The sequence below is a fragment of the Streptomyces sp. NPDC048171 genome (assembly GCF_043202655.1).
Taxonomy (GTDB): domain Bacteria; phylum Actinomycetota; class Actinomycetes; order Streptomycetales; family Streptomycetaceae; genus Streptomyces.
Window position 1 is genome coordinate 191,508 of the sequence record NZ_JBIDAU010000005.1, and the last position, 24,539, is coordinate 216,046.

The 24,539-nt window shown below is 72.1% G+C and carries 19 protein-coding genes and 2 tRNA genes; 14 read left to right on the forward strand and 7 right to left on the reverse strand.

What is annotated here, in order from left to right; translation table 11 throughout:
* The first annotated feature begins 6 nt into the window (after positions 1 to 6).
* From recF to ACGF3J_RS15480, 6 genes are all read left to right on the forward strand, one after another.
* Complete coding sequence (gene recF, locus ACGF3J_RS15455) at positions 7 to 1,128, forward strand: DNA replication/repair protein RecF (protein ID WP_161330547.1); 1,122 nt, start codon at positions 7 to 9, stop codon at positions 1,126 to 1,128.
* Positions 1,125 to 1,688 (forward strand): DUF721 domain-containing protein, encoded by a 564-nt coding sequence (locus ACGF3J_RS15460; protein WP_161330548.1) that lies wholly within the window; start codon positions 1,125 to 1,127, stop codon positions 1,686 to 1,688. Before recF ends, ACGF3J_RS15460 begins: the two co-directional genes overlap by 4 nt.
* Before the next feature lie 456 nt (positions 1,689 to 2,144).
* Positions 2,145 to 4,205: a DNA topoisomerase (ATP-hydrolyzing) subunit B gene (gene gyrB, locus ACGF3J_RS15465; protein WP_346346207.1), complete on the forward strand. Its 2,061-nt coding sequence runs from the start codon at positions 2,145 to 2,147 to the stop codon at positions 4,203 to 4,205.
* Positions 4,206 to 4,247: 42 nt separating this feature from the next.
* Positions 4,248 to 6,842: a DNA gyrase subunit A gene (gyrA, locus tag ACGF3J_RS15470; RefSeq protein WP_393854203.1), complete on the forward strand. Its 2,595-nt coding sequence runs from the start codon at positions 4,248 to 4,250 to the stop codon at positions 6,840 to 6,842.
* Positions 6,843 to 6,860: 18 nt separating this feature from the next.
* Positions 6,861 to 7,577, forward strand: coding sequence for a DUF3566 domain-containing protein (locus tag ACGF3J_RS15475; protein ID WP_079163581.1), 717 nt, complete (start codon positions 6,861 to 6,863; stop codon positions 7,575 to 7,577).
* A 100-nt stretch (positions 7,578 to 7,677) separates the two neighbouring features.
* Positions 7,678 to 7,754, forward strand: a tRNA-Ile gene (locus ACGF3J_RS15480).
* Between the two features lie 200 nt (positions 7,755 to 7,954).
* On the opposite strand, the gene ACGF3J_RS15485 is transcribed toward ACGF3J_RS15480, so the two are convergent.
* Positions 7,955 to 12,064 carry a hypothetical protein gene (locus ACGF3J_RS15485; protein WP_161332009.1) on the reverse strand — a complete coding sequence of 1,370 codons (4,110 nt, stop codon included), beginning with the start codon at positions 12,062 to 12,064 and terminating at the stop codon, positions 7,955 to 7,957.
* Between the two features lie 451 nt (positions 12,065 to 12,515).
* Between ACGF3J_RS15485 and ACGF3J_RS15490 the strand changes: the two genes are divergently transcribed.
* Together ACGF3J_RS15490 and ACGF3J_RS15495 are read left to right on the forward strand one after the other, a co-directional pair.
* Complete coding sequence (locus ACGF3J_RS15490) at positions 12,516 to 12,707, forward strand: ferredoxin (protein ID WP_161332010.1); 192 nt, start codon at positions 12,516 to 12,518, stop codon at positions 12,705 to 12,707.
* A 74-nt stretch (positions 12,708 to 12,781) separates the two neighbouring features.
* The gene (locus ACGF3J_RS15495; RefSeq protein WP_161332049.1) at positions 12,782 to 13,657 is read left to right on the forward strand and encodes an FkbM family methyltransferase; all 876 of its coding nucleotides are present in this window, start codon (positions 12,782 to 12,784) and stop codon (positions 13,655 to 13,657) included.
* Between the two features lie 40 nt (positions 13,658 to 13,697).
* Here the strand turns inward: ACGF3J_RS15495 and ACGF3J_RS15500 are convergent, their stop codons facing one another.
* Both ACGF3J_RS15500 and ACGF3J_RS15505 read right to left on the reverse strand, forming a co-directional pair.
* The gene (locus ACGF3J_RS15500; protein WP_161332011.1) at positions 13,698 to 14,486 is read right to left on the reverse strand and encodes a glycosyltransferase family 2 protein; all 789 of its coding nucleotides are present in this window, start codon (positions 14,484 to 14,486) and stop codon (positions 13,698 to 13,700) included.
* Positions 14,487 to 14,702: 216 nt separating this feature from the next.
* On the reverse strand, positions 14,703 to 15,074 hold the full coding sequence (locus ACGF3J_RS15505) for a DUF6344 domain-containing protein (RefSeq protein WP_161332012.1): 372 nt from the start codon (positions 15,072 to 15,074) through the stop codon (positions 14,703 to 14,705).
* Between the two features lie 339 nt (positions 15,075 to 15,413).
* Between ACGF3J_RS15505 and ACGF3J_RS15510 the strand changes: the two genes are divergently transcribed.
* Together ACGF3J_RS15510 and ACGF3J_RS15515 are read left to right on the forward strand one after the other, a co-directional pair.
* A complete protein-coding gene (locus ACGF3J_RS15510) occupies positions 15,414 to 15,542 on the forward strand; it encodes a DLW-39 family protein (RefSeq protein WP_003999697.1) in 129 nt (42 codons plus the stop codon).
* Positions 15,543 to 15,650: 108 nt separating this feature from the next.
* The gene (locus tag ACGF3J_RS15515; RefSeq protein WP_393854204.1) at positions 15,651 to 17,165 is read left to right on the forward strand and encodes a hypothetical protein; all 1,515 of its coding nucleotides are present in this window, start codon (positions 15,651 to 15,653) and stop codon (positions 17,163 to 17,165) included.
* Positions 17,166 to 17,178: 13 nt separating this feature from the next.
* Here the strand turns inward: ACGF3J_RS15515 and ACGF3J_RS15520 are convergent, their stop codons facing one another.
* Both ACGF3J_RS15520 and ACGF3J_RS15525 read right to left on the reverse strand, forming a co-directional pair.
* Entirely contained in the window at positions 17,179 to 18,645 is a 1,467-nt protein-coding gene (locus ACGF3J_RS15520; RefSeq protein ID WP_161332014.1) for a protein kinase, read from the reverse strand.
* Positions 18,646 to 18,720: 75 nt separating this feature from the next.
* Complete coding sequence (locus tag ACGF3J_RS15525; protein ID WP_114528355.1) at positions 18,721 to 19,269, reverse strand: DNA-binding protein; 549 nt, start codon at positions 19,267 to 19,269, stop codon at positions 18,721 to 18,723.
* A 179-nt stretch (positions 19,270 to 19,448) separates the two neighbouring features.
* Between ACGF3J_RS15525 and ACGF3J_RS15530 the strand changes: the two genes are divergently transcribed.
* Positions 19,449 to 19,521 (forward strand) — tRNA-Ala (locus ACGF3J_RS15530).
* 72 nt (positions 19,522 to 19,593) lie between these two features.
* On the opposite strand, the gene ACGF3J_RS15535 is transcribed toward ACGF3J_RS15530, so the two are convergent.
* Positions 19,594 to 20,679: a HAMP domain-containing sensor histidine kinase gene (locus ACGF3J_RS15535; RefSeq protein ID WP_346346305.1), complete on the reverse strand. Its 1,086-nt coding sequence runs from the start codon at positions 20,677 to 20,679 to the stop codon at positions 19,594 to 19,596.
* Positions 20,672 to 21,385: a response regulator transcription factor gene (locus ACGF3J_RS15540; RefSeq protein ID WP_161332015.1), complete on the reverse strand. Its 714-nt coding sequence runs from the start codon at positions 21,383 to 21,385 to the stop codon at positions 20,672 to 20,674. Before ACGF3J_RS15540 ends, ACGF3J_RS15535 begins: the two co-directional genes overlap by 8 nt.
* A gap of 86 nt (positions 21,386 to 21,471) precedes the next feature.
* On the opposite strand from ACGF3J_RS15540, the gene ACGF3J_RS15545 reads away from it, so the two are divergent.
* The 3 genes from ACGF3J_RS15545 (at position 21,472) to ACGF3J_RS15555 (ending at position 24,420) form a co-directional block, all read left to right on the forward strand.
* A complete protein-coding gene (locus ACGF3J_RS15545) occupies positions 21,472 to 22,113 on the forward strand; it encodes a M15 family metallopeptidase (RefSeq protein WP_161332016.1) in 642 nt (213 codons plus the stop codon).
* 53 nt (positions 22,114 to 22,166) lie between these two features.
* The gene (locus tag ACGF3J_RS15550; protein WP_161332017.1) at positions 22,167 to 23,246 is read left to right on the forward strand and encodes an endonuclease/exonuclease/phosphatase family protein; all 1,080 of its coding nucleotides are present in this window, start codon (positions 22,167 to 22,169) and stop codon (positions 23,244 to 23,246) included.
* 397 nt (positions 23,247 to 23,643) lie between these two features.
* On the forward strand, positions 23,644 to 24,420 hold the full coding sequence (locus tag ACGF3J_RS15555) for an isoprenyl transferase (RefSeq protein ID WP_122616579.1): 777 nt from the start codon (positions 23,644 to 23,646) through the stop codon (positions 24,418 to 24,420).
* The last annotated feature ends 119 nt before the right edge of the window (positions 24,421 to 24,539 follow it).

The following is a 24,539-nucleotide window of genomic DNA, read 5'->3' on the forward strand; positions in this document are numbered from 1 at the left end:
ACGACCATGCACGTCACGCATCTGTCGCTGGCCGACTTCCGTTCGTACGCCCGGGTCGAGGTGCCCCTGGACCCGGGCGTCACCGCCTTCGTCGGCCCGAACGGGCAGGGCAAGACGAACCTGGTCGAGGCGGTCGGCTACCTCGCCACCCTCGGCAGTCACCGGGTCTCCTCCGACGCGCCCCTGGTGCGCATGGGCACCGAGCGCGCCGTGATCCGCGCCCAGGTCAGACAGGGCGACCGGCAGCAGCTGATCGAGCTCGAGCTGAACCCGGGCAAGGCCAACCGGGCCCGCATCAACAGGTCCTCGCAGGTCAGGCCCCGTGACGTACTCGGCATCGTGCGCACCGTCCTGTTCGCTCCCGAGGACCTGGCACTGGTGAAGGGCGACCCCGGGGAGCGGCGCCGCTTCCTGGACGAGCTGATCACCGCCCGCTCCCCGCGCATGGCGGGCGTGCGCTCCGACTACGACCGCGTCCTCAAGCAGCGCAACACCCTGCTGAAGTCGGCCGCGCTCGCCCGCCGGCACGGCGGCCGGACGATGGACCTGTCCACGCTCGACGTCTGGGACCAGCACCTCGCGCGCGCGGGCGCCGAACTGCTCGCCCAGCGCCTGGACCTGATCGCCGCGGTGCAGCCGCTGGCCGACAAGGCGTACGAGCAGCTGGCCCCGGGCGGCGGCCCCGTCGCCCTGGAGTACAAGCCGTCGGCGCCGGGGGAGGCGCACACGCGCGAGGACCTGTACGAGCAGCTGATGGCCGCACTCGCCGAGGCGCGCAAGCAGGAGATCGAGCGGGGGGTCACGCTGGTGGGGCCTCATCGGGACGATCTGCTGCTCAAACTCGGATCCCTGCCCGCCAAGGGGTACGCCTCCCACGGCGAGTCCTGGTCCTACGCACTGGCGCTGCGGCTGGCCTCGTTCGACCTGCTGCGGGCCGAGGGCAACGAGCCGGTCCTGGTCCTCGACGACGTCTTCGCCGAGCTGGACGCGCGGCGCCGGGAGCGGCTGGCCGAGCTGGTGGCGCCCGGTGAGCAGGTGCTGGTGACGGCCGCGGTCGACGACGACGTGCCGCGGGTGCTGGCGGGGACTCGGTTCACGGTCGCGGAGGGCACGGTGGAGCGCGTATGAGCAGCGACGAACCAGTCCCGGAGGAGCAGCCCGCGCCCCGGGGTGGGAATCCCGAACCGTCCGGCGTCGACCTCGCGCGTGTGGCGCTCAGGGCGGCGCGGGAGGCGGCACGCGCGCGTGGGGACGCGGCGCAGCAGAAGAAGCAGGCGCGGCGCGGCGGCCTGCGCTCCGGGGCGCGGGCCGACGGGCGGGACCCGATGGCGCTGGGGTCGGCGATCAACCGGCTGATCACCGAGCGCGGCTGGGAGACGCCGGCCGCGGTGGGCGGCGTGATGGGCCGCTGGCCGCAGATCGTCGGCGAGGACGTGGCCAAGCACTGTGTGCCGGAGCGGTACGACGAGGACGAGCGGGTGCTGGTGGTGCGCTGCGACTCGACGGCCTGGGCGACGAACCTGCGGCTGCTGGCGCCGACCCTGGTGGCCCGGCTCAACGAGGACCTGGGGCACGGCTCGGTCCGGATGATCAAGGTGCTGGGGCCCGGTGGTTCCGGGGGTCCCGGGCGCCGTTACGGCCCGTTGCGCGCGCCCGGCAGCCAGGGTCCGGGCGACACCTACGGGTGAGCCACGGGCGCTTCCCGGGTGCTGGGCGGGCCCTCCGGCGCCCCGTCACGCATGGGTGATGTACCTCACATATTTGGTCCTCGATGGCCGGTGTGAACCGTCGGCGACCCCTGAGGCGCACCCCAGCGTGCGGTTGTGAATCACGATCTGACTCCCAAGTAGCCAAGGGTTGACGCCTCGAAGCGCTGAGTGCCGTTGTGAGCCTCTTGAGGACCCCTTCTGCATATCGGGAGTCGGGCGAGGCTGGTTCAGGGCGGCACATGCGGACTCAGGTACCGGCAAACCCCCATCAGTGTCAGTGGTACCGGTAGACTGGGAGAGAATCCCGCCCCGAACGTGGGGACCGTTCGGGACTAGCTGAGCAACGCTGATCAAGGCTTACCAACGCAACATGCCGCAGCCGCTCCGGCAACCTGCCGACGAGCCCGGCTCGTGCTGTGCCAGAAAGGGCGCTTCGTGGCCGATTCCGGCAACCCCAACGAGAACAACCCGTCCACCGACACCGGCGTGAACGACGTGGTGAGCACTTCGAACGGCGCGGCCTCCGCCTCGTACGACGCCAGTGCCATCACCGTGCTCGAGGGTCTGGACGCGGTCCGCAAGCGACCCGGTATGTACATCGGCTCGACCGGTGAACGCGGCCTGCACCACCTGGTGCAGGAGGTCGTCGACAACTCCGTCGACGAGGCGCTGGCCGGCCACGCGGACACCATCGACGTCACGATCCTCGCCGACGGCGGTGTCCGGGTCGTCGACAACGGGCGCGGTATCCCGGTGGGCATCCACCCCGTCGAGAAGAAGCCGGCCGTCGAGGTCGTCCTGACGGTGCTGCACGCGGGCGGCAAGTTCGGCGGCGGCGGCTACGCGGTCTCCGGTGGTCTGCACGGCGTCGGCGTGTCCGTGGTGAACGCCCTGTCGTCGAGGCTGGCCGTCGACATCAAGTGCGACGGCTACCGCTGGACGCAGGACTACAAGCTGGGCGTCCCCACCGCTCCGCTCGCCAGGCACGAGGCGGTCGAGGACTCCGGTACCACGGTCACCTTCTGGGCCGACCCGGACATCTTCGAGACCACCGAGTACTCCTTCGAGACGCTGTCGCGGCGCTTCCAGGAGATGGCGTTCCTCAACAAGGGCCTGCGCATCAACCTCACCGACGAGCGCGAGTCGGCGAAGGCCACGGCCGGTGCGGACGAGGCGGGCGAGGACGAGAAGCACGAGGTCAAGACCGTCTCGTACTACTACGAGGGCGGCATCGTCGACTTCGTGAAGTACCTCAACTCCCGCAAGGGAGAAGTGGTGCACCCCACCGTGATCGACCTGGAGGCGGAGGACAAGGACCGCAACCTGTCCCTCGAGGTCGCGATGCAGTGGAACGGCGGCTACACCGAGGGTGTCTACTCCTTCGCCAACATCATCCACACCCACGAGGGCGGTACGCACGAGGAGGGCTTCCGTGCGGCGCTGACCTCGCTCATCAACAAGTACGCGCGCGACAAGCGGCTGCTGCGCGAGAAGGACGACAACCTCACGGGTGACGACATCCGCGAGGGTCTGACGGCGATCATCTCGGTGAAGCTGGCCGAGCCGCAGTTCGAGGGCCAGACCAAGACCAAGCTGGGCAACACGGAGGTCAAGACCTTCGTGCAGCGCGTGGTCTACGAGCACCTCGCGGACTGGCTCGACCGCAATCCGAACGAGGCGGCGGACATCATCCGCAAGGGCATCCAGGCGGCCACCGCGCGTGTGGCGGCCCGCAAGGCCCGTGACCTGACCCGCCGCAAGGGTCTGCTGGAGACGGCGTCGCTGCCGGGCAAGCTGTCCGACTGCCAGTCCAACGACCCGACCAAGTGCGAGATCTTCATCGTCGAGGGCGACTCCGCCGGTGGTTCCGCCAAGTCCGGCCGGAACCCGCAGTACCAGGCGATCCTCCCGATCCGCGGCAAGATCCTCAACGTCGAGAAGGCGCGCATCGACCGGATCCTGCAGAACCAGGAGATCCAGGCGATGATCTCCGCGTTCGGCACCGGTGTGCACGAGGACTTCGACATCGAGAAGCTCCGCTATCACAAGATCATCCTGATGGCGGACGCCGACGTCGACGGCCAGCACATCAACACCCTGCTGCTGACCTTCCTGTTCCGCTTCATGCGGCCGCTGGTCGAGTCCGGGCACGTGTACCTGTCCCGTCCGCCGCTGTACAAGATCAAGTGGGGCCGGGACGACTTCGAGTACGCGTACTCCGACCGCGAGCGCGACGCGCTGATCGAGATGGGCCGTCAGGCCGGCAAGCGCATCCGCGAGGACTCCGTGCAGCGCTTCAAGGGTCTCGGTGAGATGAACGCCGAGGAGCTGCGCATCACGACCATGGACCAGGAGCACCGTGTTCTCGGCCAGGTCACGCTCGACGACGCCGCACAGGCCGACGACCTGTTCTCGGTGCTGATGGGCGAGGACGTCGAGGCTCGGCGCGCGTTCATCCAGCGCAACGCCAAGGACGTCCGCTTCCTCGACATCTGAGTCGGTCTCAGCTGACCGCACCAGGAAGGACCTTCACCAGCAATGACCGACGAGAACACCCCTGTGACGACGCCCGAGGGCGACGCCCTGGCGATGCGTGTCGAGCCCGTCGGGCTCGAGAGGGAGATGCAGCGCTCGTACCTCGACTACGCGATGTCCGTCATCGTCTCGCGCGCGCTGCCCGACGTCCGTGACGGCCTCAAGCCCGTGCACCGCCGTGTGCTCTACGCGATGTACGACGGCGGCTACCGCCCCGAGCGCGGCTTCTACAAGTGCGCCCGCGTCGTCGGCGACGTCATGGGCAACTACCACCCGCACGGCGACAGCTCCATCTACGACGCGCTGGTGCGCCTCGCCCAGCCGTGGTCGATGCGGATGCCGCTCGTCGACTCCAACGGCAACTTCGGCTCGCCGGGCAACGACCCGGCGGCGGCCATGCGCTACACCGAGTGCAAGATGGCGCCGCTGTCGATGGAGATGGTCCGCGACATCGACGAGGAGACCGTCGACTTCACGGACAACTACGACGGCCGCTCCCAGGAGCCGACCGTCCTGCCCGCCCGCTTCCCGAACCTGCTGATCAACGGTTCGGCCGGCATCGCGGTCGGCATGGCGACCAACATCCCGCCGCACAACCTGCGCGAGGTCGCGGCCGGCGCCCAGTGGTACCTGGAGAACTTCGAGGCTTCGCACGAGGAGCTGCTCGACGCGCTGATCGAGCGGATCAAGGGCCCGGACTTCCCGACCGGCGCCCTGGTGGTGGGCCGCAGGGGCATCGAGGAGGCGTACCGCACCGGCCGCGGTTCGATCACCATGCGCGCGGTCGTCGAGGTCGAGGAGATCCAGAACCGCCAGTGCCTGGTGGTCACGGAGCTGCCGTACCAGACCAACCCGGACAACCTCGCGCAGAAGATCGCCGACCTCGTGAAGGACGGCAAGATCGGCGGCATCGCCGACGTCCGCGACGAGACGTCGTCCCGCACCGGCCAGCGCCTGGTGATCGTCCTGAAGCGGGACGCGGTCGCCAAGGTCGTCCTGAACAACCTCTACAAGCACACCGACCTGCAGTCGAACTTCGGCGCCAACATGCTGGCGCTGGTCGACGGAGTGCCGCGGACCCTCTCCCTGGACGCGTTCATCCGCCACTGGGTGAACCACCAGATCGAGGTCATCGTCCGCCGTACGCGCTTCCGGCTGCGCAAGGCGGAGGAGCGGGCGCACATCCTGCGCGGCTTGCTCAAGGCCCTGGACGCCATCGACGAGGTCATCGCGCTGATCCGGCGCAGCGACACCGTCGAGATCGCGCGCCACGGCCTGATGGGCCTCCTGGAGATCGACGAGATCCAGGCCAACGCGATCCTGGAGATGCAGCTGCGCCGCCTGGCGGCTCTGGAGCGTCAGAAGATCGTCCAGGAGCACGACGAACTCCAGGCGAAGATCCGCGAGTACAACGAGATCCTCTCCTCCCCGGCCCGGCAGCGCGGCATCGTCAGCGAGGAGCTGGCGGCGCTCGTCGAGAAGTACGGCGACGACCGCAAGACGAAGCTGATCCCGTACGAGGGCGACATGTCCATGGAGGACCTGATCGCCGAGGAGGACATCGTCGTCACGGTCACCCGGGGCGGCTACATCAAGCGCACCAAGACCGACGACTACCGCGCCCAGAAGCGCGGCGGCAAGGGCGTGCGCGGCACGAAGCTCAAGGAAGACGACATCGTCAACCACTTCTTCGTGTCCACCACCCACCACTGGCTGCTGTTCTTCACCAACAAGGGCCGCGTCTACCGCGTGAAGGCGTACGAGCTGCCCGACGCGGGGCGCGACGCGCGCGGGCAGCACGTCGCGAACCTGCTGGCCTTCCAGCCGGACGAGACGATCGCCCAGATTCGCGCGATCCGCGACTACGAGGCGGTGCCCTACCTGGTCCTGGCCACCAAGGCCGGCCTGGTGAAGAAGACGTCGCTCAAGGACTACGACTCGCCGCGTTCCGGTGGCGTGATCGCCATCAACCTGCGCGAGCAGGCGGACGGTTCCGACGACGAACTGATCGGTGCCGAGCTGGTCTCGGCCGAGGACGATCTGCTGCTGATCAGCAAGAAGGCGCAGTCGATCAGGTTCACCGCGTCGGACGACACGCTGCGTCCGATGGGCCGTGCGACCTCGGGCGTCAAGGGCATGAGTTTCCGTGAAGGGGACGAGCTGCTCTCGATGAATGTTGTTCGAGCCGGTACGTTCGTGTTCACTGCCACCGACGGCGGTTACGCGAAGCGGACCTCCGTCGACGAGTACCGCGTCCAGGGTCGCGGCGGCCTCGGCATCAAGGCCGCCAAGATCGTCGAGGACCGCGGGTCGCTCGTGGGTGCGCTGGTGGTCGAGGAGCACGACGAGATCCTCGCCATCACACTCTCGGGCGGTGTGATTCGTACGCGAGTCAGCGGGGTCAGGGAGACCGGCCGTGACACCATGGGCGTTCAACTGATCAATCTGGGCAAGCGCGATGCCGTCGTCGGCATCGCACGCAACGCCGAGGCGGGACGCGAGGCGGAGGAGGTCGACGGCGATGTCGTCGTCGACGAGGCCGCCGAGGGTCCCGGGACCACCGGCACGGACGAGGGTGAGGCGCCCTCGGCCGAGTAGCACGAGGAGAGAGTCATCGTGAGCGGAGCCACGGGCGCCGGGTCGGCCGGTACCTCCAGGGGTACGGAAACGGGCGGCGGCGGCCGTGGCTCCGCCGCGCGTGCGACCGATCCGCACACGACTCAGCTGCGCAAGATCGACGACGGCGCGACCGACTCGCAGACGTCGCAGAAGCATGGATCCCAGGGGGGAACTGTGACGGACACCCGAGGCCAGCAGACTCAGCAGGCGGCCTCGCCGCTGCCGGGGGAACGGCAGCCCCAGCAGCCCGGCGGGCCGTACCACCCGCCGCAGGCCTACCAGACCCAGGGCGGCAACGCGTCCGCCGTGCGCCGCCCGCGCACCGGCGCGCGCACCACGCCCCGGGTCCGCAAGGCGCGCCTGCGCGTGTCGAAGGCCGACCCGTGGTCGGTGATGAAGGTCAGCTTCCTGCTCTCCATCGCGCTGGGCATCTGCACGATCGTCGCGTCCGCCGTGCTGTGGATGGTCATGGACGCCATGGGCGTCTTCTCCACGGTCGGCGGCACGATCTCCGAGGCGACCGGATCCAACGAGTCCAACGGCTTCGACCTGCAGTCGTTCCTGTCGCTGCCCAACGTGCTGCTGTTCGCGACGGTCATCGCCGTCATAGACGTCGTCCTCGCGACGGCGCTGGCCACGCTCGGCGCGTTCATCTACAACCTGTCCGCCGGCTTCGTCGGAGGCGTGGAGCTGACGCTCGCCGAGGACGAGTGACCGTCCCTCCGGGAGCCCGCGACAACCGATTTTGGGACTGCCCTCCTCGTGCGCTAATCTTCAGGAGTCAGCGCGCGGGACATACACCGCAGAGCGCGGCGGGGCTATAGCTCAGTTGGTTAGAGCGCATCCCTGATAAGGATGAGGCCACAGGTTCAAATCCTGTTAGCCCCACCAGCGAAAAAGACCCCCAGTCGGTAGCGACTGGGGGTCTTTCGTGTGAGTGGCTCCGGGGCGGCGCCGGGTATGAGAAGGCCCGGCCGCTGGCGACGGGGGATGCGCCAGCGGCCGGGCTGTGGCCAAGGCTAACAAGGGGCGGTGCGTCATGGGTGCCGACTGGTCGGTCGGGGCTCCGAGGTGTGACCGGGATCACTTCGTCAACGGTCGCACGGCGGCTCGTAGTCCAGGCGCGGCAGGTACTCGTGCCACTTCTCCTCGGTGAGTACGTTCCGGGTGGCCGAGCAGATGCGGTCGATGGCGTCGTCCACCCCGAGGTTCCAGAGCCGGACGGTGTCCGTTCCGCTCGACACCCCCAGCATGTGACGCACAGGGCTGAAGGAGAGGAAGTTGCCCGTCTTGGCGTTGGGGCTCATCGACTGGCCGATGGGCGCGGCCTCGGCGGGCGTCGTGACGTTCCAGAGGCGGACGGTGTTGTCGTTGGCGCCGCTGGCCAGGGTCTTGCCGTCCTGGCTGAAGGTCAGTGACACCACCGAGTCGGTGTGACCGGCGAGTGTCGACTCGGCCCGGCCGGGTCCGCCGCCGCCGGGGACGGCCCAGAGGCGGACCGTGCCGTCGTCGCTGCCGCTGGCCAGGGTGTGGCCGTCCGGGCTGTAGGCGAGGGCGTTGACGGGCCCGAGATGCCCGGCGAGGGGCGTACCGCGGGGGGTGGCGTGCGCGGGGTCGGTCACGTCCCAGAGCCGTACGGTGTCGTCCGCGCTGCCGCTGGCGAGCGTACGCCCGTCGGGGCTGAAGGCCAGGGTGTTGACGTATCCCCGGTGGCCGCTCAGCGGCCGGCCCAGGCGGCGCGGGTGGGACGGGTCCCCGGTGTTCCACAGCTGGACGGTGCGGTCGTCGTAGGCGGTGGCCAGTGTGCGGCCGTCGGGGCTGAACGCCAGGGTGTCGGGGCCCGCGTAGCGGGTGCGCAGCGGCACCGGTGGTCCGTGGGCGGTGGGGTGGGCCGGGTCGCCGACGTTCCAGAGACGGACCGCGTCGGCGGAGAGCACCGCCAGGGTGTCGCCGTCCGGGGAGAACACCAGTGACCGTATGTCGCTCTCGCCCGGACTGAAGGGCTCGCTCAGGGACACCGGCCGGGCGGGGTTCGTCACGTCCCACAGGCGGACCCGGCCGTCGCGGGCCGCCGTGGCCAGCACGTGCCCGTCCCGGCGAAAGGCGCCGATCCGGCCGATCATGTCCGATGTCGGCAGCGACCACAGGCGCACCTTGCTGTCGCCGTTGCCGGTGGCGAGGGTCCGCCCGTCGGGGCTGAAGCCGAGGGCGTACATCTCGCCGCTGCTCCCGGCCAGCGACATGCCCACCTGGGAGGGGTAGGACGGGTCGCTGACGTTCCACAGGCTCGCCGTGCTGTCCGCGCTGCTGGCGGCGAGCATGGCGCCGTCGGGGCTGAAGGCCACCGACCAGATGGGGCCGGTGTGGCCGGTGAGCGGAGCACCCGCCGATCTCGCGCGGTCCGGGTCGGCCACGTTCCAGAGCCGTACGGTGTCGTCCGCGCTCCCGCTGGCGAGGGTGGTGCCGTCGGGGCTGAACGCCACGGAGTGGATCAGGGCGCCGTGACCGGTCAGCGGTGCGCCGGCCGGCTCCGGGCGGTTCGGGTCGGCGACGTCCCAGAGCCGGACCGCGTTGTCGTCGCCACCGGCGGCGAGCGTCCGTCCGTCGGGGCTGAACGCCACGGAGCGCACCGCCGCCTTCGCGCCGGTCAGGGTGGCCAGGGCCCGCGGCCGGCGCGGGTCGGCCACGTTCCACAGGCGCACGGCGTGATCGTCGTGGGCGGAGGCCAGGGTGCGTCCGTCGGGGCCGAAGGCGAGCAGGTAGACGGTGCCGCCCTGGCCGGACAGGGGTGCGCCGAGCGGACGCGGACGGCTCGGGTCCCGTACGTCCCACAGCCGGATCGTGCCGTCGTCGGAGGCGCTGGCGAGGGTGCGGCCGTCCGGGCTGAACACGGCGGTGCTCACCCAGCTCCGGTGGCCGGTGAGGGGCTTGCCCAGCTGTTCCGGCCGGGCCGGGTCCGACACGTCCCACAGCCGGACGGTCCGGTCGTAGCTGGCCGTCGCCAGGAGCCGGCCGTCGGGGCTGAAGGAGGTCAGGTAGACGGCGCCGGTGTGCCCGAGGAGCGGGGTGGCCAGCGGCGCGTTCACGATCGATATCAGCCGGTTGCGGACGTCCTCGTCGTCGGGCCGCAGGCGGTGCGCCGCCAGGTCGAGCTGGGCGGACAGCGACGGGTCCGTGTCCTCGACCCGGTCCGCCTCGGCGACCACCTGCTCGAACACCGCGTCGTTGCGCTGCTGCCAGGCGATCACCGCCGAACCGACGGCCACCAGGGCGAGCACGACCAGCGTCGAAACCGCGGCGCGCCGGATCAGGACGGTGCGCCTGCGCAGTCTGCTCGCGGCGGCCAGGAAGTCGACCGCGCTGCGGGTCAGGAAGGTGCCGCCGGCCGAGTCCGCCCAGCCGCGGGCCTGTTCCAGCCGGGAGCCCCGGTAGAGCAGCGAGGTGTCGCGGTCCGACTCCTCCCAGGCCCGGCCGTCCTCCTCCAGCCGCTGGCGCAGCAGGTTGCCGGCGCGGTCCTCGTCGATCCAGTCGCGCAGCCGGGGCCAGGCGTGCAGCAGCGCCTCGTGGGTGATCTCCACGGCCTCCGCGTCGAGGGTCACCAGCCGGGCCCGGACCAGCGCCTCCAGGGACTCCTCGGTCTTGCCGGGGTCCCTCGACTCCTGCGCCAGCCGCCGCCGCGTGCTGCGTCTGCGGGTCGCCTGGGTGTCCTCGCCCAGCCGGACGAGCCTGAGCAGCAGCAGCCTCGCCGCCGTGCGGGCCGCCGGGTCCAGGTCGGACCAGGCCCGTTCGGCGGTACCGGCCACCGCGCCCTGGATGCCGCCCGCCGCGCGGTACCCGGCGAGCGTCAGCCGGCCCGCCTTGCGCCGCTGCCAGGTGGCGAGCAGGGCGTGCGAGAGGAGTGGCAGCACGCCCGCGTCGTGGGTCCCGTGCGGGCCGTCGGTGCTCACCTCACGGATGATCAGCTCGGCGAGGCCCGGTTCGAGTTCCATGCCGACGGCCTTGGCCGGTGCGGTCACCGCCTCGCGCAGTTCCGGGGTGGTCAGCGGCCCGAGCACCATGTGCCGGTGCTGGAGCGCGTCGGCCAGTTCGGGATGGCGCAGGCAGTGCTCGTAGAAGTCGGCGCGTATGCCGAGCAGCACGAGGACGGGCGCCGCCTGTCCAGGACCGCCCGGCACGCAGGCGGCCTGCAGCAGCGCGATGAACGCGCGCCGCTCGGACTCGTCGGGGCAGAGGGTGAAGGTCTCCTCGAACTGGTCCACGATGACGACGGGACGCGCGGACGGCGACTCCGGCTCGGGCCCGTGCTCCGCCCCCGCCTCCGACCTCGACCCCGCTTCCGACCTCGACGGTGCCCCCGCCCCCGACCCCGCCCCCTCGCCGGGCGCCGCCCATGCCGCGAAGGCCGCCCTGACCGCGTCCTCGGTCCCGGGGGCGCCCGGCCTCCCCGTCCTGCGCACGGCGCGTACGACGGGCTCCAGTTGGGGTATCCGGCGGCTCAGCTCCCCGAGCGGATCGACGCCCGGCACCAGCTGGAGCACCTGCCTCGGCTCCCTCGGCCCACCCGGCGGTCCGGTCCCGCCGCCCGGCGTCCCCTCGCGCAGGGCGGGCACGAGTCCGGCGTTCAGGAGCGAGGACTTCCCGGCCCCCGAGGCGCCCACCAGCATGACCAGGCCGCCCGTGTCCTCGGCCGCGCGGAGCTGGGCGGCCAGGGCCCGCGTGCTCCGTTCCCGCCCGAAGAACCAGTCGGCGTCCTGCCGGCGATAGGCGGCCAGCCCCCGGTACGGGCAGACTCCGCCGGCGGCCTGGGGATCGGCCGCGGGGTGTTCCTCGTCCGCGGCGGACGGCGCGGGGCGTTCGCCCGTAGGGTCGGCCACCGCCCGCTCCCACAGGCGCTGCCACTGGACCAGGTCGTACAGCCCGGCGGAGACCGGTACGGGACGCGCCCGGCGCGCGAGCGGGACCAGGACGTGCAGGACGGCCGCGAGGGCGGGGAACTGGGCGGGGACGTTCTTGGCCCGCCGCCAGTCGCTGATCCGCTGGGCGGAGACCCGGACGGGACGGCCCCGTTCGTCGACCCGCTGGAGCCGGACGACGGCCTCGGACACGCGTTTCAGAGGAGGGTTGCCCGCCTCCTTGTAGAGGAGTGCGAGGCGTTCCGCGAAGGCCGTGCGTGCCCCTGAGTCGAAACTCAAGGTCTCCACTCCTTACTTCCCCCGCACTTGGACGTCCGGACCGGAAAACCCACTCTATATGCCTGACCTGCGGCTACCTCGGTTTCGCGGGTCCGGAACCTCCTCGGCGGCGACCTCGGATGGCAGGATTCCGTCGCAGAGGCGAGTCGGCCGCGAGGCACCCTGACAGGTCAGCGGCTCGGTGTTCGCGGAGCCACCCCACGAGGCCGCACGTTCTCGGTCAGCTTTCGGTGGCCCGGCCCTCCCCGACCCGCTCCGGTACCACCCGCAGTACACCGCCGGCATGGTTCGGCACCGGTCCCCACGAGGGGAGGGACCGGTGCCAAACCATGCCGGCGCGTGTGCTGTCCGATTCCGCGGGCGCCGGGTCAACACACGGGCGAGCCGGTCGGGTTCGGCGCCGTGATCCGCGGGCAGGCACGTCGTGAAGGTTCCCGAGCCGACCGACGCTGGAGCGCGTATGAGGATCTCCGTCGACCCCGAGCAGTGCTACGGCTCCGGTGACTGCGTCCACCGGGCCCCGTCCGTCTTCACCCAGGTGGACGGTCTGGGCGCCGTGATACCCGGGCGGGAGCACGACATCGACGTGGACCGGGTGCGGGAGGCGATCGAGGGGTGCCCCTCCGCGGCGATCACCGTCTCGGGCGAGTGAGCCCCCGGGGGGAACGGGGCGCGTCCGTTGCCGGGGCACCGTCCCAGGCCCTGGTCACCCTCGCCGCCCGCTACGTGCGCCATGCGCCCGGCACCCTCGGGAAGTCGGCGCTCACCACGCACTGGCTGAACGCGCGGCTGCGGGAGCGGCCCCGCCGCAGGGTCGTCCGGGTGCGCTCCGGAGGCCTGTTCGCCGTGGACACACAGGACCTCATCCAGCGGTACCTGTACCTGTTCGGCGTCTGGGAGCCGCACCTGACGGCGTGGCTGCGGCGCCGGCTGCGCCCGGGGGACGGCTTCGTGGACGTCGGGGCGAACATCGGGGTCTTCAGCGTGCTCGCGGCTCGACTCGTCGGCGAGGAGGGCCACGTGGTCGCCATCGAGGCCTCCCCCGTCCTGCACCGCCGCCTGGTGGGGCACGTGCGGCTCAACGGCCTGCACAACGTCCGCGCGCTCGACGCCGCCGTGTCCGACCGCCGCAGGACCCTGCACTTCGTGCTCGCCAGCTCACGGAACACGGGCGCGAACAGCATCGTCCCGTACGACGGCCCGGCGGAGTCCGGCTTCGAGGCCGAGGCCCGGCCGCTGCCGGAACTCCTCGACCCGGCGGAGCTGGCCGGCGCACGGGTGATCAAGATCGACGTGGAGGGCGCGGAGGGCGGCGTCGTGCGCTCTCTGGCGCCGGTGCTGGGTGACCTGCGGCCCGACGCGGAGATCTGTGTCGAGGTCACGCCGGAACGCATGGCGCTGCTGGGGGACTCGGCCGACGATCTGCTGGGGGTTATGCGGGACGCCGGATTCCACGTCTACCGGCTGGTCAACGACTACGCGCCCGGCAGCTACCCCGCGGCGCTGCGCGGCCAGCCCGGTGTACCGGTCCGCTGGCGGGGGCCGGTCGTGGGGGAGAGCGACCTGGTCTTCTCCCGGGTGGACGCCGAGACGCTGCCCTGAGCCGTCGTCACGGCGGCGGGGCGGGCGGCCGTCACCGGCGTCAACGCCGCAGGTCCGCGCCCTGGGTCCGGTGCGGCGGACGCCAGCCGAAGGACGACAGGGCCCGCGCCCTGGCCTCGACCACCGCCATCCTCGCCTCCCGTTCGACCGGGTCCACGTGGGACGCCTGGCCGGTGACCTGGCCCTCCCACTTGCGGTAGAGCAGGCCCACCTCCTCGGTGAACCACCCACGGCTCACGCAGTTCAGGGCCAGCAGCAGGCCGGTGTCCTCGGACGCCGGGAGGGCCATCCAGCCGCCGAGGGCGAGCAGCAGGTCGCGCCTGACGAGGAGCGTCGCCGGATGGACCTGGGCACGGAAGCCGTTGGCCCGCCAGAAGTCGAGCACCGCGCCGCGTTCGATCGGTCCGTGCGCGGGGTCGCCCGGGAAACCGGCCGTCGAGCCGTCGGGCAGGAGGTCCAGCGCCCGTGAGGTCGCCCAGCCGAGCCCCGGGTCGGCCTCCAGCGCGGTCAGGTCGCGGGCCAGGGTGCCCGGCGCGAGCCGGTCGTCGGCGTCCAGGACCTTCACGTACTCGCCGTCCGCGTGGGCCAGGGCCATGGTGCGGGCGACGCCGGGGCCCGCCTGCCGGTCCCCGCGGCCCTGGCGGAAGACGACGCGCGGGTCGTCGGGCACGTGCGGGCGGACGTCGTGGGTCCCGCCGTCCTCCTGGATCACCCAGCGCCAGTCCCAGCCGTCGGGCAACTCCTGGGCGGCCAGAGACGCGTGGGCCTCCGGCAGGTAGCGCGCCGAGGGGCCGTGGACGGCCGTGACGATGACGATGCGCCGGCTCACGGGCGGCACTCACCACCTTTCCGCAGGAGTGCAGTGCCGTACAGGCTAGGGGGCGTTGGAGGGGCGCTGGTGGGCCGGGGGGCCACACATGGCGGCGGCCCGGCTGCTCTGTCGAGCGGCCGGGCCGTTTCTCGCGTGTGGTGCGGTACGCAGATCGCCGTTGTGTCGGGTCGGGCGGGGCGGGCGCGGTGCGAACCGGGCGCCGCCTCGGCCCGCTCAGCGTTGGAGCGGCGCGGTGTGCTGGGCCGGTGACCCCGCGGTGTCGTCGCAGGGGAGGCCGGTCGCGGTCTCGGTGGCCGTGGCGGTCGCGTCGCTGAGCGGACGGTGCCGGCAACTGGGGGCCGAGCCGTGTGCCTCGGCGCGGATGCGCTGCTTCATCGTGGGGGGCAGGGAGCCGGCCCGGGACCAGGACCAGGGGACCGCCGTCGCGGGTGCCGCCTCAGGGGAGGCGCTCTCGCTCTTGCTGTGCGTTCCGGTCTGCGGCGCGGCCGCGGCGGCGGTCGTCGTGATGAGTCCGAGCGCCGTGCACAGCGCGAGGAAGGCGGTGACGACGGTGGTCCACAGCGTCATGACCTTGTTCCGGGCCATAACCCCTCACTTTCAGGTTGGGCGATTTGCGTACTTTCCTCATGATGTGTATGCGGATCGCGAAGTGGTGGACCTACGCCCGTGGCGCGTCGATGTTCAGATGAACACAACCCGAATGGCCGCAAGGGTGCAGAAAAGATGCCAATACGGGAGAGAGGCGGGCGAAAAGTCACCTCGCGTAGGGGTGTGATCACCCTCCGATCAGAACGGGTTCGTCCGCTTCTGGAGGGCTTCGGCGTACGGCAGTTGACCGCCGACGCAGGTCACCGATCGGTATCGGCCGGTGTGTATAGTCGGGCGCCAGAGGTCCCCTACGTCAAGGAAAGACGAGGTCGCGCGGTGAAGAAGCTTCTCCTGGTCGCACTGGCCGCCATCGGCGGGCTCCTCGTGTACCGCCAGATCCAGGCGGATCGCGCCGAGCAGGATCTGTGGACGGAGGCGACTGACTCCGTGCCCACGGGTTCCTGAGCAAGACCGACATCCGGTCCCGAGCAGACCCCGGCCGTCAAACGGTCGGGGTTTTCTGTTGCCCGGATCTCCGGGCGGGGGCGCGGAAGCGCCGGGGCGCGCGGCAGGATGGGGCACGGTCGTTCGGGGCGGGCGGCGAGGGCCGGCGAGCGCGAGGGGTGGCGGGTCATGGGACGGTGGTGTACGGCTTGGCGGCATGCCGGGTCGGGGGGCGCGGGGCCGCAGTCGGCCGCGCCCGCGTCCGCCCCGGCGCCCGGACGGCGGAGTGCGCCCCGTCGGCGTGCGGCGCCCGTGTCGCGTACCGGGCCCGGGAGCCCTACAGCAGGGGCGAGCCGTACGGCGTCCGGGCGGCGGCTGTCCGTCGTGACCGCCGTACTGGCCACCGCCTGCGCCACCGTCACGGCCGTCGCCCTCCCCGGTGGTGCCGCCGTCGCGGCCGGTGACGCGCCGGGGTACGCCTTCGCCGACGGCGCCCCTCGGGTCGAGGGGACGAACGCCGCCTCGGACGCCGCGGCGCTGACGGCCGGGGCCACGTACCGCAGCTCGCTGCCGCGCGACGGCACCCTCTATTACCGCCTCGGCCTCGACGCCGCCTCCGACGCCTACGTCTCCGTGACCGCCGTACCCGGCTCCGCCGGTGAGGTCACCGCCGTCGACGGCATCCGCGTCTCCGTGCAGGACGCCGAGGGCGGCTCCTGCTCCTCCGACAGCGCGACCTTCGGCGCGGCGCACAGCCCCCGCCCGGTCACCGCGTGGGGCATGCGGGAGATCGCGCCCGGCGGCAACCGGTGCCAGGAGCCCGGCACCTACTACGTCACCGTCGAGCGGGCCAGGCCCCAGGACTCCCCGCCCGAGGACTGGGACCTGGAACTCACCGTCGCCACCGAACCCCGCCCCGCCCGGACGGGTGCGACCGAGGCGCCGGAAGCCTGGGACTCCGCCTCGCCCGAGGCCGTACCCGGTGAGCCGGAGCCCCGCACGGGCGGTAACGGCTTCGCCCACGCCACGCCCCTCGGACCGGGCGCCTGGCGCGACGGCATCCGGCCCGGACAGACCCTCTATTACAAGGTTCCGGTGGACTGGGGCCGCCAGATCCACGCGACCGCCGAACTCGACGGCGCCCGGGAGGCCTCCGGCTACGCCACCGGTGCCCTGCGCCTGGCGCTGCACAACCCGGTGCGCGGCGAGGTCGACGACGCCGCCAAGGGCTATACCGGCCGCCCCGCCACCGTCGGACTCGCCGCCCTGCCGCCGGTGGCCTACCCCAACCGGTACGCCACGAGCGGGCAGGTCGGCGCGGTGCGCTTCGCCGGCGACTACTACGTCGTCGTGCACCTGGCGGCGCAGGTGGCCGAGGACTTCGGCGAGGGGCCTTTCGGACTGACGCTCCGCGTCGGGCTGAGGGGAACCGCGCGGAGCGGGCCCGACTACGCGGGGGAGTCGCGGCCCGAGGGGATCTTCGCCGTCTCGGCCCAGGACCGGGCGGCGGCGCCGGAGAGCGGCTCGCCGGACGACGAGGACCTCGCCATGAAGGCGGTCGCCGTGGGCGGCATCGGCACCGGCAGCCTGCTGCTGGCGGGCCTGACGGTGTGGACCGCGGCGGCCCGGCGCAGGGCGAGGTGAGGAGCGGCCCGGTTCAGATCCGGGTCAGCGCCCAGAAACCCACCGCGTAGCAGGCCAGCGCGAGGAGCAGCACGGGCACCGCCACCGCCGCCGGGGGACCTGGACGGCGCCGCCGTCGCGTGGCCCGGTGCTGCGCGGGGGCCTGTGGGGTGCGGGCGGTGTACGAGGCGGTGGGGGCGTCGTCGGGCGTCTGCCACGGGGGCGGCGTGAGAGCCGGTGCGAGGGTCGGCGCGGGCGGCGGCGGGGTGTACGGCGGCGGGTACTCGGGCGGGTACTGGCCGGTAGGCGGGGCGGGCGTCGGCGCTCCGTCCCTCGCGGCGGAGGTGACGGTCGGCTGCGGGGGCGGCAGGTGGAAGCTGCCGGTCTCCGACATGGCGGACGACGGCTCGGGGGGTGCCGACGGTGTGGAGGAGGCCGGCGGAGTCGCGGGTCCAGAAGGTGTCGGCGACGCCGGAGACGGGGGCGTGACCGGGGCGGACGGGCGGCGGGGGTCGGCCGGTGGGTCCGTCGGCGGGCCTCCCGGTGGGGTCGTCGAGCGGCCTCCCGGTGGGTCCGCCGACGGGGCTCCCGGTGGGGTGTCGTCCAGTCCGGACGCCCGTTTCAGCGGACCGTCGGCGGCGAACCCCGGGGGCAGCGGGCCGACTTGGTCGAAGATCTCGATCAGCTCGTCGTCGGGTCCCGGCTCCGGCAGCAGCTCCGCCGCCGCGGCCAGCGCCTTGCGCGCCCCCGTCGCCGTACGGAACCGGGCCGGCGGATCCGGCTGCACCAGCGTCGCGACGACCTGCCACAGCGGCTCGGGTATCCCCTGCGGCGCGGCCGGTGTCCCGTGCTCGGCGAAGTGCTGGACCAGCGCCTTGGCGTCCGGCTTGGCCCCCTCCAGCAGGTACAGGGCGACCAGGCCGACCGCGAACAGGTCCGCGGCGAAGTCCGGCTCCGCGCCCATCATCTGCTCCGGCGCGAGATAACCGGGCGTTCCCACCACGAGGTTGGTCTCGGTCAGCCGCGGCTCACCCAGCCGCATCGCGATGCCGAAATCGGACAGCCTCAGCCGCGGCCGGCCCGTGCCGGTGGCCTCGAGGAGCAGGTTGGCGGGCTTGATGTCCCGGTGGACCACGTCCTCGGCGTGGACCGCCGCGAGGCCCGCGAGGAGCTGGTCGATCAGCGTGCACACGAAGGCGGGCGGCAGCGGGCCGTAGTCCCCGATCAGATGGACCAGGGAGCCACCGGTGACCAGGTCCATCGTGAACAGGACCTGGTCGTCGTCGGCGGCCCAGCTCGCGGGCGCGAGCACATGGGGATGATCGATGCGCAGCGCCTGCTCGCGGACGAACCGCAGCAGCGAGTGCGCGTCCCGCTGCTGGAGCACCTTTGCGGCCACATACCGTCGGCGGCGGTGGTCCCACGCACGCCAGACGGCACCGACGCCGCCGCGGCCGATCGGGTCGACCAGCTCGTACCGTCCGGCGAAGACCTCACCCATGGCTGTGTGCCGCTCCTCCCCTCGCGCCACTCCCGGGTCCGGCCGCGACCCCCCTGCGGCGGCCGGACCCCGGGATCAGTTCTGGTGGGACTGGTAGTGCGCGACCGCGTCCGAGGTGCGGCCCGCTCCGTACACCCGCAGGAACTCCGCCAGCTCCGGGTGCGAGGAGGACAGGGCGTCCGCCGCGTCGATGATGTCCCCGGCGGCCGCCACCGAGCGCAGCAGCGACTGGATCTCGCGGACCACCCGCTTGACCGTGGGCGCACCCGAACTGCTCGTCGTCTGCGTGGTGTTGTTGAGCACCGAACCCCCCTGCGACTTCTTGATCTCGTCCATGCGCTCCGTCGCCTCGGCCGCGCTCACACTGCCGTCCGCGACCTGCCCCGCCAGGTCCTGCAGCAGCTGCACCCGCTGCACCACGGCGGGATTGCCGATCTTCGCCCGCTGACCGCTCATCAGCTGCGAGAGCATCGGTGCCGACAGTCCCAGTACCCCCGCGAGACGAGCCTGATTGAGACCAAGATCGTCGATGAGCCTACGGAAGAGCGCCCCCAACGGCTCCCCGTACCAGTTCCGCTGCAGTTCCCGCGCTCTCGCGGTGGCTTCCTGCTGTGCGGCGTCCATTGCGTCTCCCCATCGCTTCCCCAAGAACCGCAGTTCGCTCCAGCGAACCACGCCGAGCATCTTACGGAGCGTGGTCGTTCCCCGGGAGCCCCAATCATTTGTGAGATCCGGGGCGCGACCCGGTACTCTTGTCCGCGGTGACCGTCGGCCCGCCCGAAGCGACCGGCGCCGCCTCCCGAGGGGCCTTAGCTCAGTTGGTAGAGCGCTGTCTTTGCATGGCAGATGTCAGGGGTTCGACTCCCCTAGGCTCCACCGATGAAAGCCCCTCCGAACTGCGGAAACGTGGTTCGGAGGGGCTTTTCGCGTGCCGCGGGCGCTCGGCCTTCACGGCCGTCCGGCGGCTCGGGGCGCCGCCGGCAGTTCCACCGTGACGCTGAGGCCGCCCGTGGGGCGGGGGGTCAGGGTGAGGGTGCCGTCGTGGGCCTGCGCGATGGTGCTGACGATCGCGAGGCCGAGGCCGACGCCCGCATGATCGGTGTGGACGCGTTCGGTGCCGCGCTGGAACGGTTCGGTGAGCGTCGAGGCCAGCTCGGGGGTGACCTGGTCGCCGGTGTTCTCGACCGTGAGCGCCACTGTCCTGGGGCGGACGGCGGTGGTGACGTGGACGGTGCCCCGTTCCGGCAGGTTGTGGACGATCGCGTTGTGCACGAGGTTCATGGTCAGCTGCAGCAGGAGCGACGGTGAACCCGTCGCCGGCGTGAGGTCGCCGCTGGTCTCGAGGGTGACGCCGCGCCCCTCCGCGAGGGGCAGGAGCGTTTCGGTGGCCTCTTCCGCCAGGAGCGACAGGTCGACGCGCTCCCGCGCGAAGGAACGCTGCTCGGCACGGCTGAGCAGGAGCAGCGCCTCGGTCAGGTCGATCGCCCGAGTGTTGACGGCGTGCAGGCGGTCCACCAGTTCACCGGTGTCGCGGTCCGGGTCGGCGCGGGCCACGTCGAGCAGCGACTTCGAGATCGCGAGCGGGGTGCGCAGCTCGTGCGAGGCGTTGGCCGCGAATCTCCGCTGCTCGGCGACGTGCGCTTCGAGCCGCCCGAGCATGGTGTCGAAGGCGTCGGCGAGTTCGCGGAACTCGTCCTGACGGCCCGGCAGCCGGACGCGGTGCGAGAGCGATCCGCCCGCCGCCGTGCGGGTGGCCTCCGTGATGCGGTTCAGCGGGGCCAGGATGCGGCCGGCCAGGAACCACCCTCCCGCGAGACCGAACACCAGCAGGAACGCCATCGTGACCGCCGCCATCGGAGCGAAGTCGCGCGCGACCGAGAGCTGGTACTCGGGCTGGAAGACGAGCCCGACGTGCGACACCCGCGTCAGGAACAGCCACCCGGCCGCGAGCATCAGGGCGCCGGCCAGCATCAGGAAGCCGGTGTAGCTGAGGGTGAGCTTGAGCCGGACGCTCGGCCCGCCCTCCCTATCCACGGCCCGCTCCCTCGCCCGCGACGTCCGGCGCGTCCGCCGCGTCCCGCCGTACGTCGATGCGGTAGCCGACGCCGGGCACGGTGGCGATGACCCAGGGCTGCCCGAGCCGCTTGCGCAGCGCCGAGACGGTGATCCGTACGGCGTTGGTGAACGGGTCGGCGTGCTCGTCCCACGCCCGTTCCAGCAGCTCCTCGGCGCTGATCACCCCGCCCTCGGCGGCGACGAGTACCTCGAGCACGGCGAACTGCTTCCTGGTGAGCGCGACGAAACGGCCGTCCCGGTACACCTCCCTGCGGAACGGGTCGAGCCGCAGCCCCGCGATCTCCCGCACCGGGGGCCGGCTGTGCGCGCGCCTGCGGTCGAGGGCCCGGAGCCGGAGCACCAGCTCCCGCAGCTCGAAGGGCTTGGTGAGGTAGTCGTCGGCGCCCAGCTCGAACCCGGAGGCCTTGTCGTCGAGCCGGGCGGCGGCGGTGAGCATGAGGATCGGCATGCCGCTGCCGGAGTCGACGATGCGCCGGGCGACCTCGTCGCCGGAGGGGCCGGGGATGTCGCGGTCGAGGACGGCGATGTCGTACGTGTTCACACCGAGCAGCTCCAGAGCGGTGTCGCCGTCCCCCGCGATGTCGGCGGCGATCGCCGCCAGCCGCAGTGCGTCGCGGATGGCTTCCGCCATGTACGGCTCGTCCTCGACGATCAGCACTCGCATGCTCCGATGCTAGGAGCCGGCGCATGTCGTCGGCGTATCGAAAACCGCGTACGCGGCGGCAACACCGCGTTCCCTTGTCTGGGGGCATGACTCGCGACGCATCCGCACACAAGAGGCCCCACCGGCGCACCGACGTCCTCAAGACCGGTCTGCCGGTGGCCGCCCTGATCATCGCCGCCCTCGGCTGCCAGGCGCTGGCGTCCCCGTCGCCGCCCATGTCCCCGACCGCGTCACCCGGTGAGGCACGGCCCGTGGAGCCCCCCGGCGTGATCGACGAGGAGGACGGTGTCGTCCCCGACGGCACGACCGTTCTTGACACGGACGTCCCGGCCGTCACCCGCCTCGAGCCGGCGCTCCTCGCGGCCCTGCGGCGGGCGGCGGCCGACGCCGAGGACGACGGCGTCCGGGCGTTCCGCGTCAACAGCGGCTGGCGCTCCGCGGACTACCAGACACAGCTCCTCGACGAGGCGGTCGACGAGTACGGCTCCCAGGAGGAGGCCGCGAAGTGGGTGGCCGCTCCGGAGACCTCCGCCCACGTGTCGGGAGACGCCGTCGACCTCGGGGGCTCCGACGCGACGGCCTGGCTCTCCCGCAACGGCAGCGCGTACGGACTCTGCCAGACCTACGCCAACGAGCCCTGGCACTACGAGCTGCGCCCCGAGGCCGCCGCGCACGGCTGCCCGGCCCTGTACGACAACCCCGCGCAGGACCCGCGGACACAGCGGTGACCAGCGCATTCGATGTGAAGACGAGTGACACGCACGGTGAGCGAGGGCGGCCCATGACGCAGGTGGACACGGCGGCGACCGGCCAGGGCGGACCCGCCCGCCCGGAGCCCGGCTCCGGGAGCCTGCGCGTGCTCCTGCGACGGGTGGCCCGCGCCCTCTCCCGCCCGGGGCCCTGGCGACGCGGCCGGGTCCTCGCCGCCCTGGCCGTGCTGCTCGGCCTGGTCATGCCGCTGCACGCGCTGGTCACGGACCGGGCCGGACTCGGCAGTCTCGTGGAGACCTTCCTGCCGTGGCTCGGCCTGGGCGTACCGGTTCTCCTGGTCGCGGCGCTGCTGCGGCGCTCCGCGACCGCGACCGTCGCCTTGCTGGTTCCGTGCGTGGCGTGGACGAGCCTCTTCGGCGGCATGATCGCCGACAAGTCCCGCCCGGGCGTCAGCGACCTCACCGTGGTCAGCCACAACGTCGGCGCCGCCAACCCCGACCCGGCGGGCACCGCCCGTGACCTGGCCGCCTCCGGCGCGGACCTGCTGGCCCTCGAGGAGCTGACCGAGCGCGACCGGGCCACGTACGAGAAGGAACTCGCGGACGCCTATCCCCACCACACGGTGCAGGGCACGGTCGGACTGTGGAGCAGGCTGCCGCTGTCCGGCACCGCGCCGGTCGACACCAGGATCGACTACGGGCCGCTGGCGGACACCAAGCCGGACGACGTCAAGCTCGCCTCCACCCGGGCCCTGCGCACCACGGTGGCCACGGACCAGGGGCCGCTCGCGGTCTACGTCGCCCACCTGGGGTCCGTGCGCGTGCTGCCCCGCACCGGCTTCTGGACGGGCAGCCGCGACCGCAACGCGCAGGCGCTCGCCGAGGCCGTCGCCGCCGAGGAGAACGAGCGGACGGTGCTGCTCGGCGACCTGAACGGCACCGTGGACGACGGCGCCCTCGACGGCATCACCTCGCGGATGGCCTCGGCCCAGGAGCAGGCCGGGGACGGATTCGGCTTCAGCTATCCGGCCGGCTTCCCGGTGGTACGGATCGACCAGATCCTGGTCAGGGGCGTACGGACGGACCGCTCGTGGACACTGCCGGCCACGGGCAGCGACCATCTGCCGGTGGCCGCGGGGATCAGCTGGTGAACGCCGGCAGTAGGGTGACCAGCCCGGGACCCGCCACCCTGGACCGCCGTCGGCGCGCCCTCTGAGGGTGTTTCGCCCGATATCCGCCCCGGGGGTGCGGAGACGTTCCTCACCGACCGCACCCGCGCACCCCGGCCGCCGGTGGGCAACCGATTCGGACGATCACCAACGACCGCACGGAAAGGCCCAGTTGACCACGGGAAACGGCCGCACGGCTCACGCGGCCCGAAGGGAACGGGCCCACGGACGGCCGTCGCTCGGCACCGGGGAGGTGCTGTCTGCTCTTGATATCGTCACCCCACAGGGCACCACCACCACACCCCGGCGGGCCGGTGCCACGTGGCTCATCGCCGTCGGAGGCGTCCGGTCGCTACCGACGAGGTGGAAGGGGTAGAGCATGCGGGCGAAGGTACGGGCCGCTCTCGACGCGCTGTATATGAAGCGCCTGGTCAAGGAGTTGGAGGGACGCCCACGCCCCCAGCACATCGGCATCATGCTCGACGGCAACCGCCGCTGGGCCAAGATGTCGGGCATAGACGACCCGCGAGAGGGCTACCGGGCCGGCGGAGCGAAGGTGCTGGACTTCCTGCGCTGGTGCGACTCCGCGCAGATCGAGCACGTCACCCTCTTCATGCTCTCCGACGACAACCTGCACCGGCCCGAGGACCAGCTGAACCCGCTGATCGACATCATCGCCGAAGTCGTCGAGCGGCTCGCTGCCCCCGGCAACCCCTGGCGCGTGGAAGCGGTCGGCGCCCTGGACCTGCTGCCCGCCGAGTCCGCCGGAAGGCTCAAGACCGCCACCGCCGCCACCCAGGGCCGCAAGGGCGGCACCAAGGTCGACGTCGCCGTGGGCTACGGGGGCCGTCGCGAGATCGTCGACGCCGTGCGCTCGGCCCTGACCGAGCACAGCTCGCAGGGCGGGGACATCGACGAGTTCATCGAGACCTTCACCATGGAGCACATCTCCAAGCACCTGTACTCCAAGACGCGGTCCGAGTCCGACCTCATCATCCGCACCTCCGGGGAGCAGCGCCTCTCCGGATTCCTGCTCTGGCAGTCCGCCTACGCCGAGGTCCACTTCTGCGAGACCTACTGGCCGGACTTCCGCGAGATCGACTTCCTGCGCGCCCTGCGCTCCTACTCGCTGCGCGAACGCCGCTACGGCCGCTGAGCCGCCGTTTCACGTGAAACATCGCCGTGGGGGGGGGGGGGGGGCGGGGGGGGGCCGCCCCCCGCCCCCCGGGGGGGGGGGGGGGGGGGGGGGGGGGGGGGGGGGGGGCGCGGGGGGTG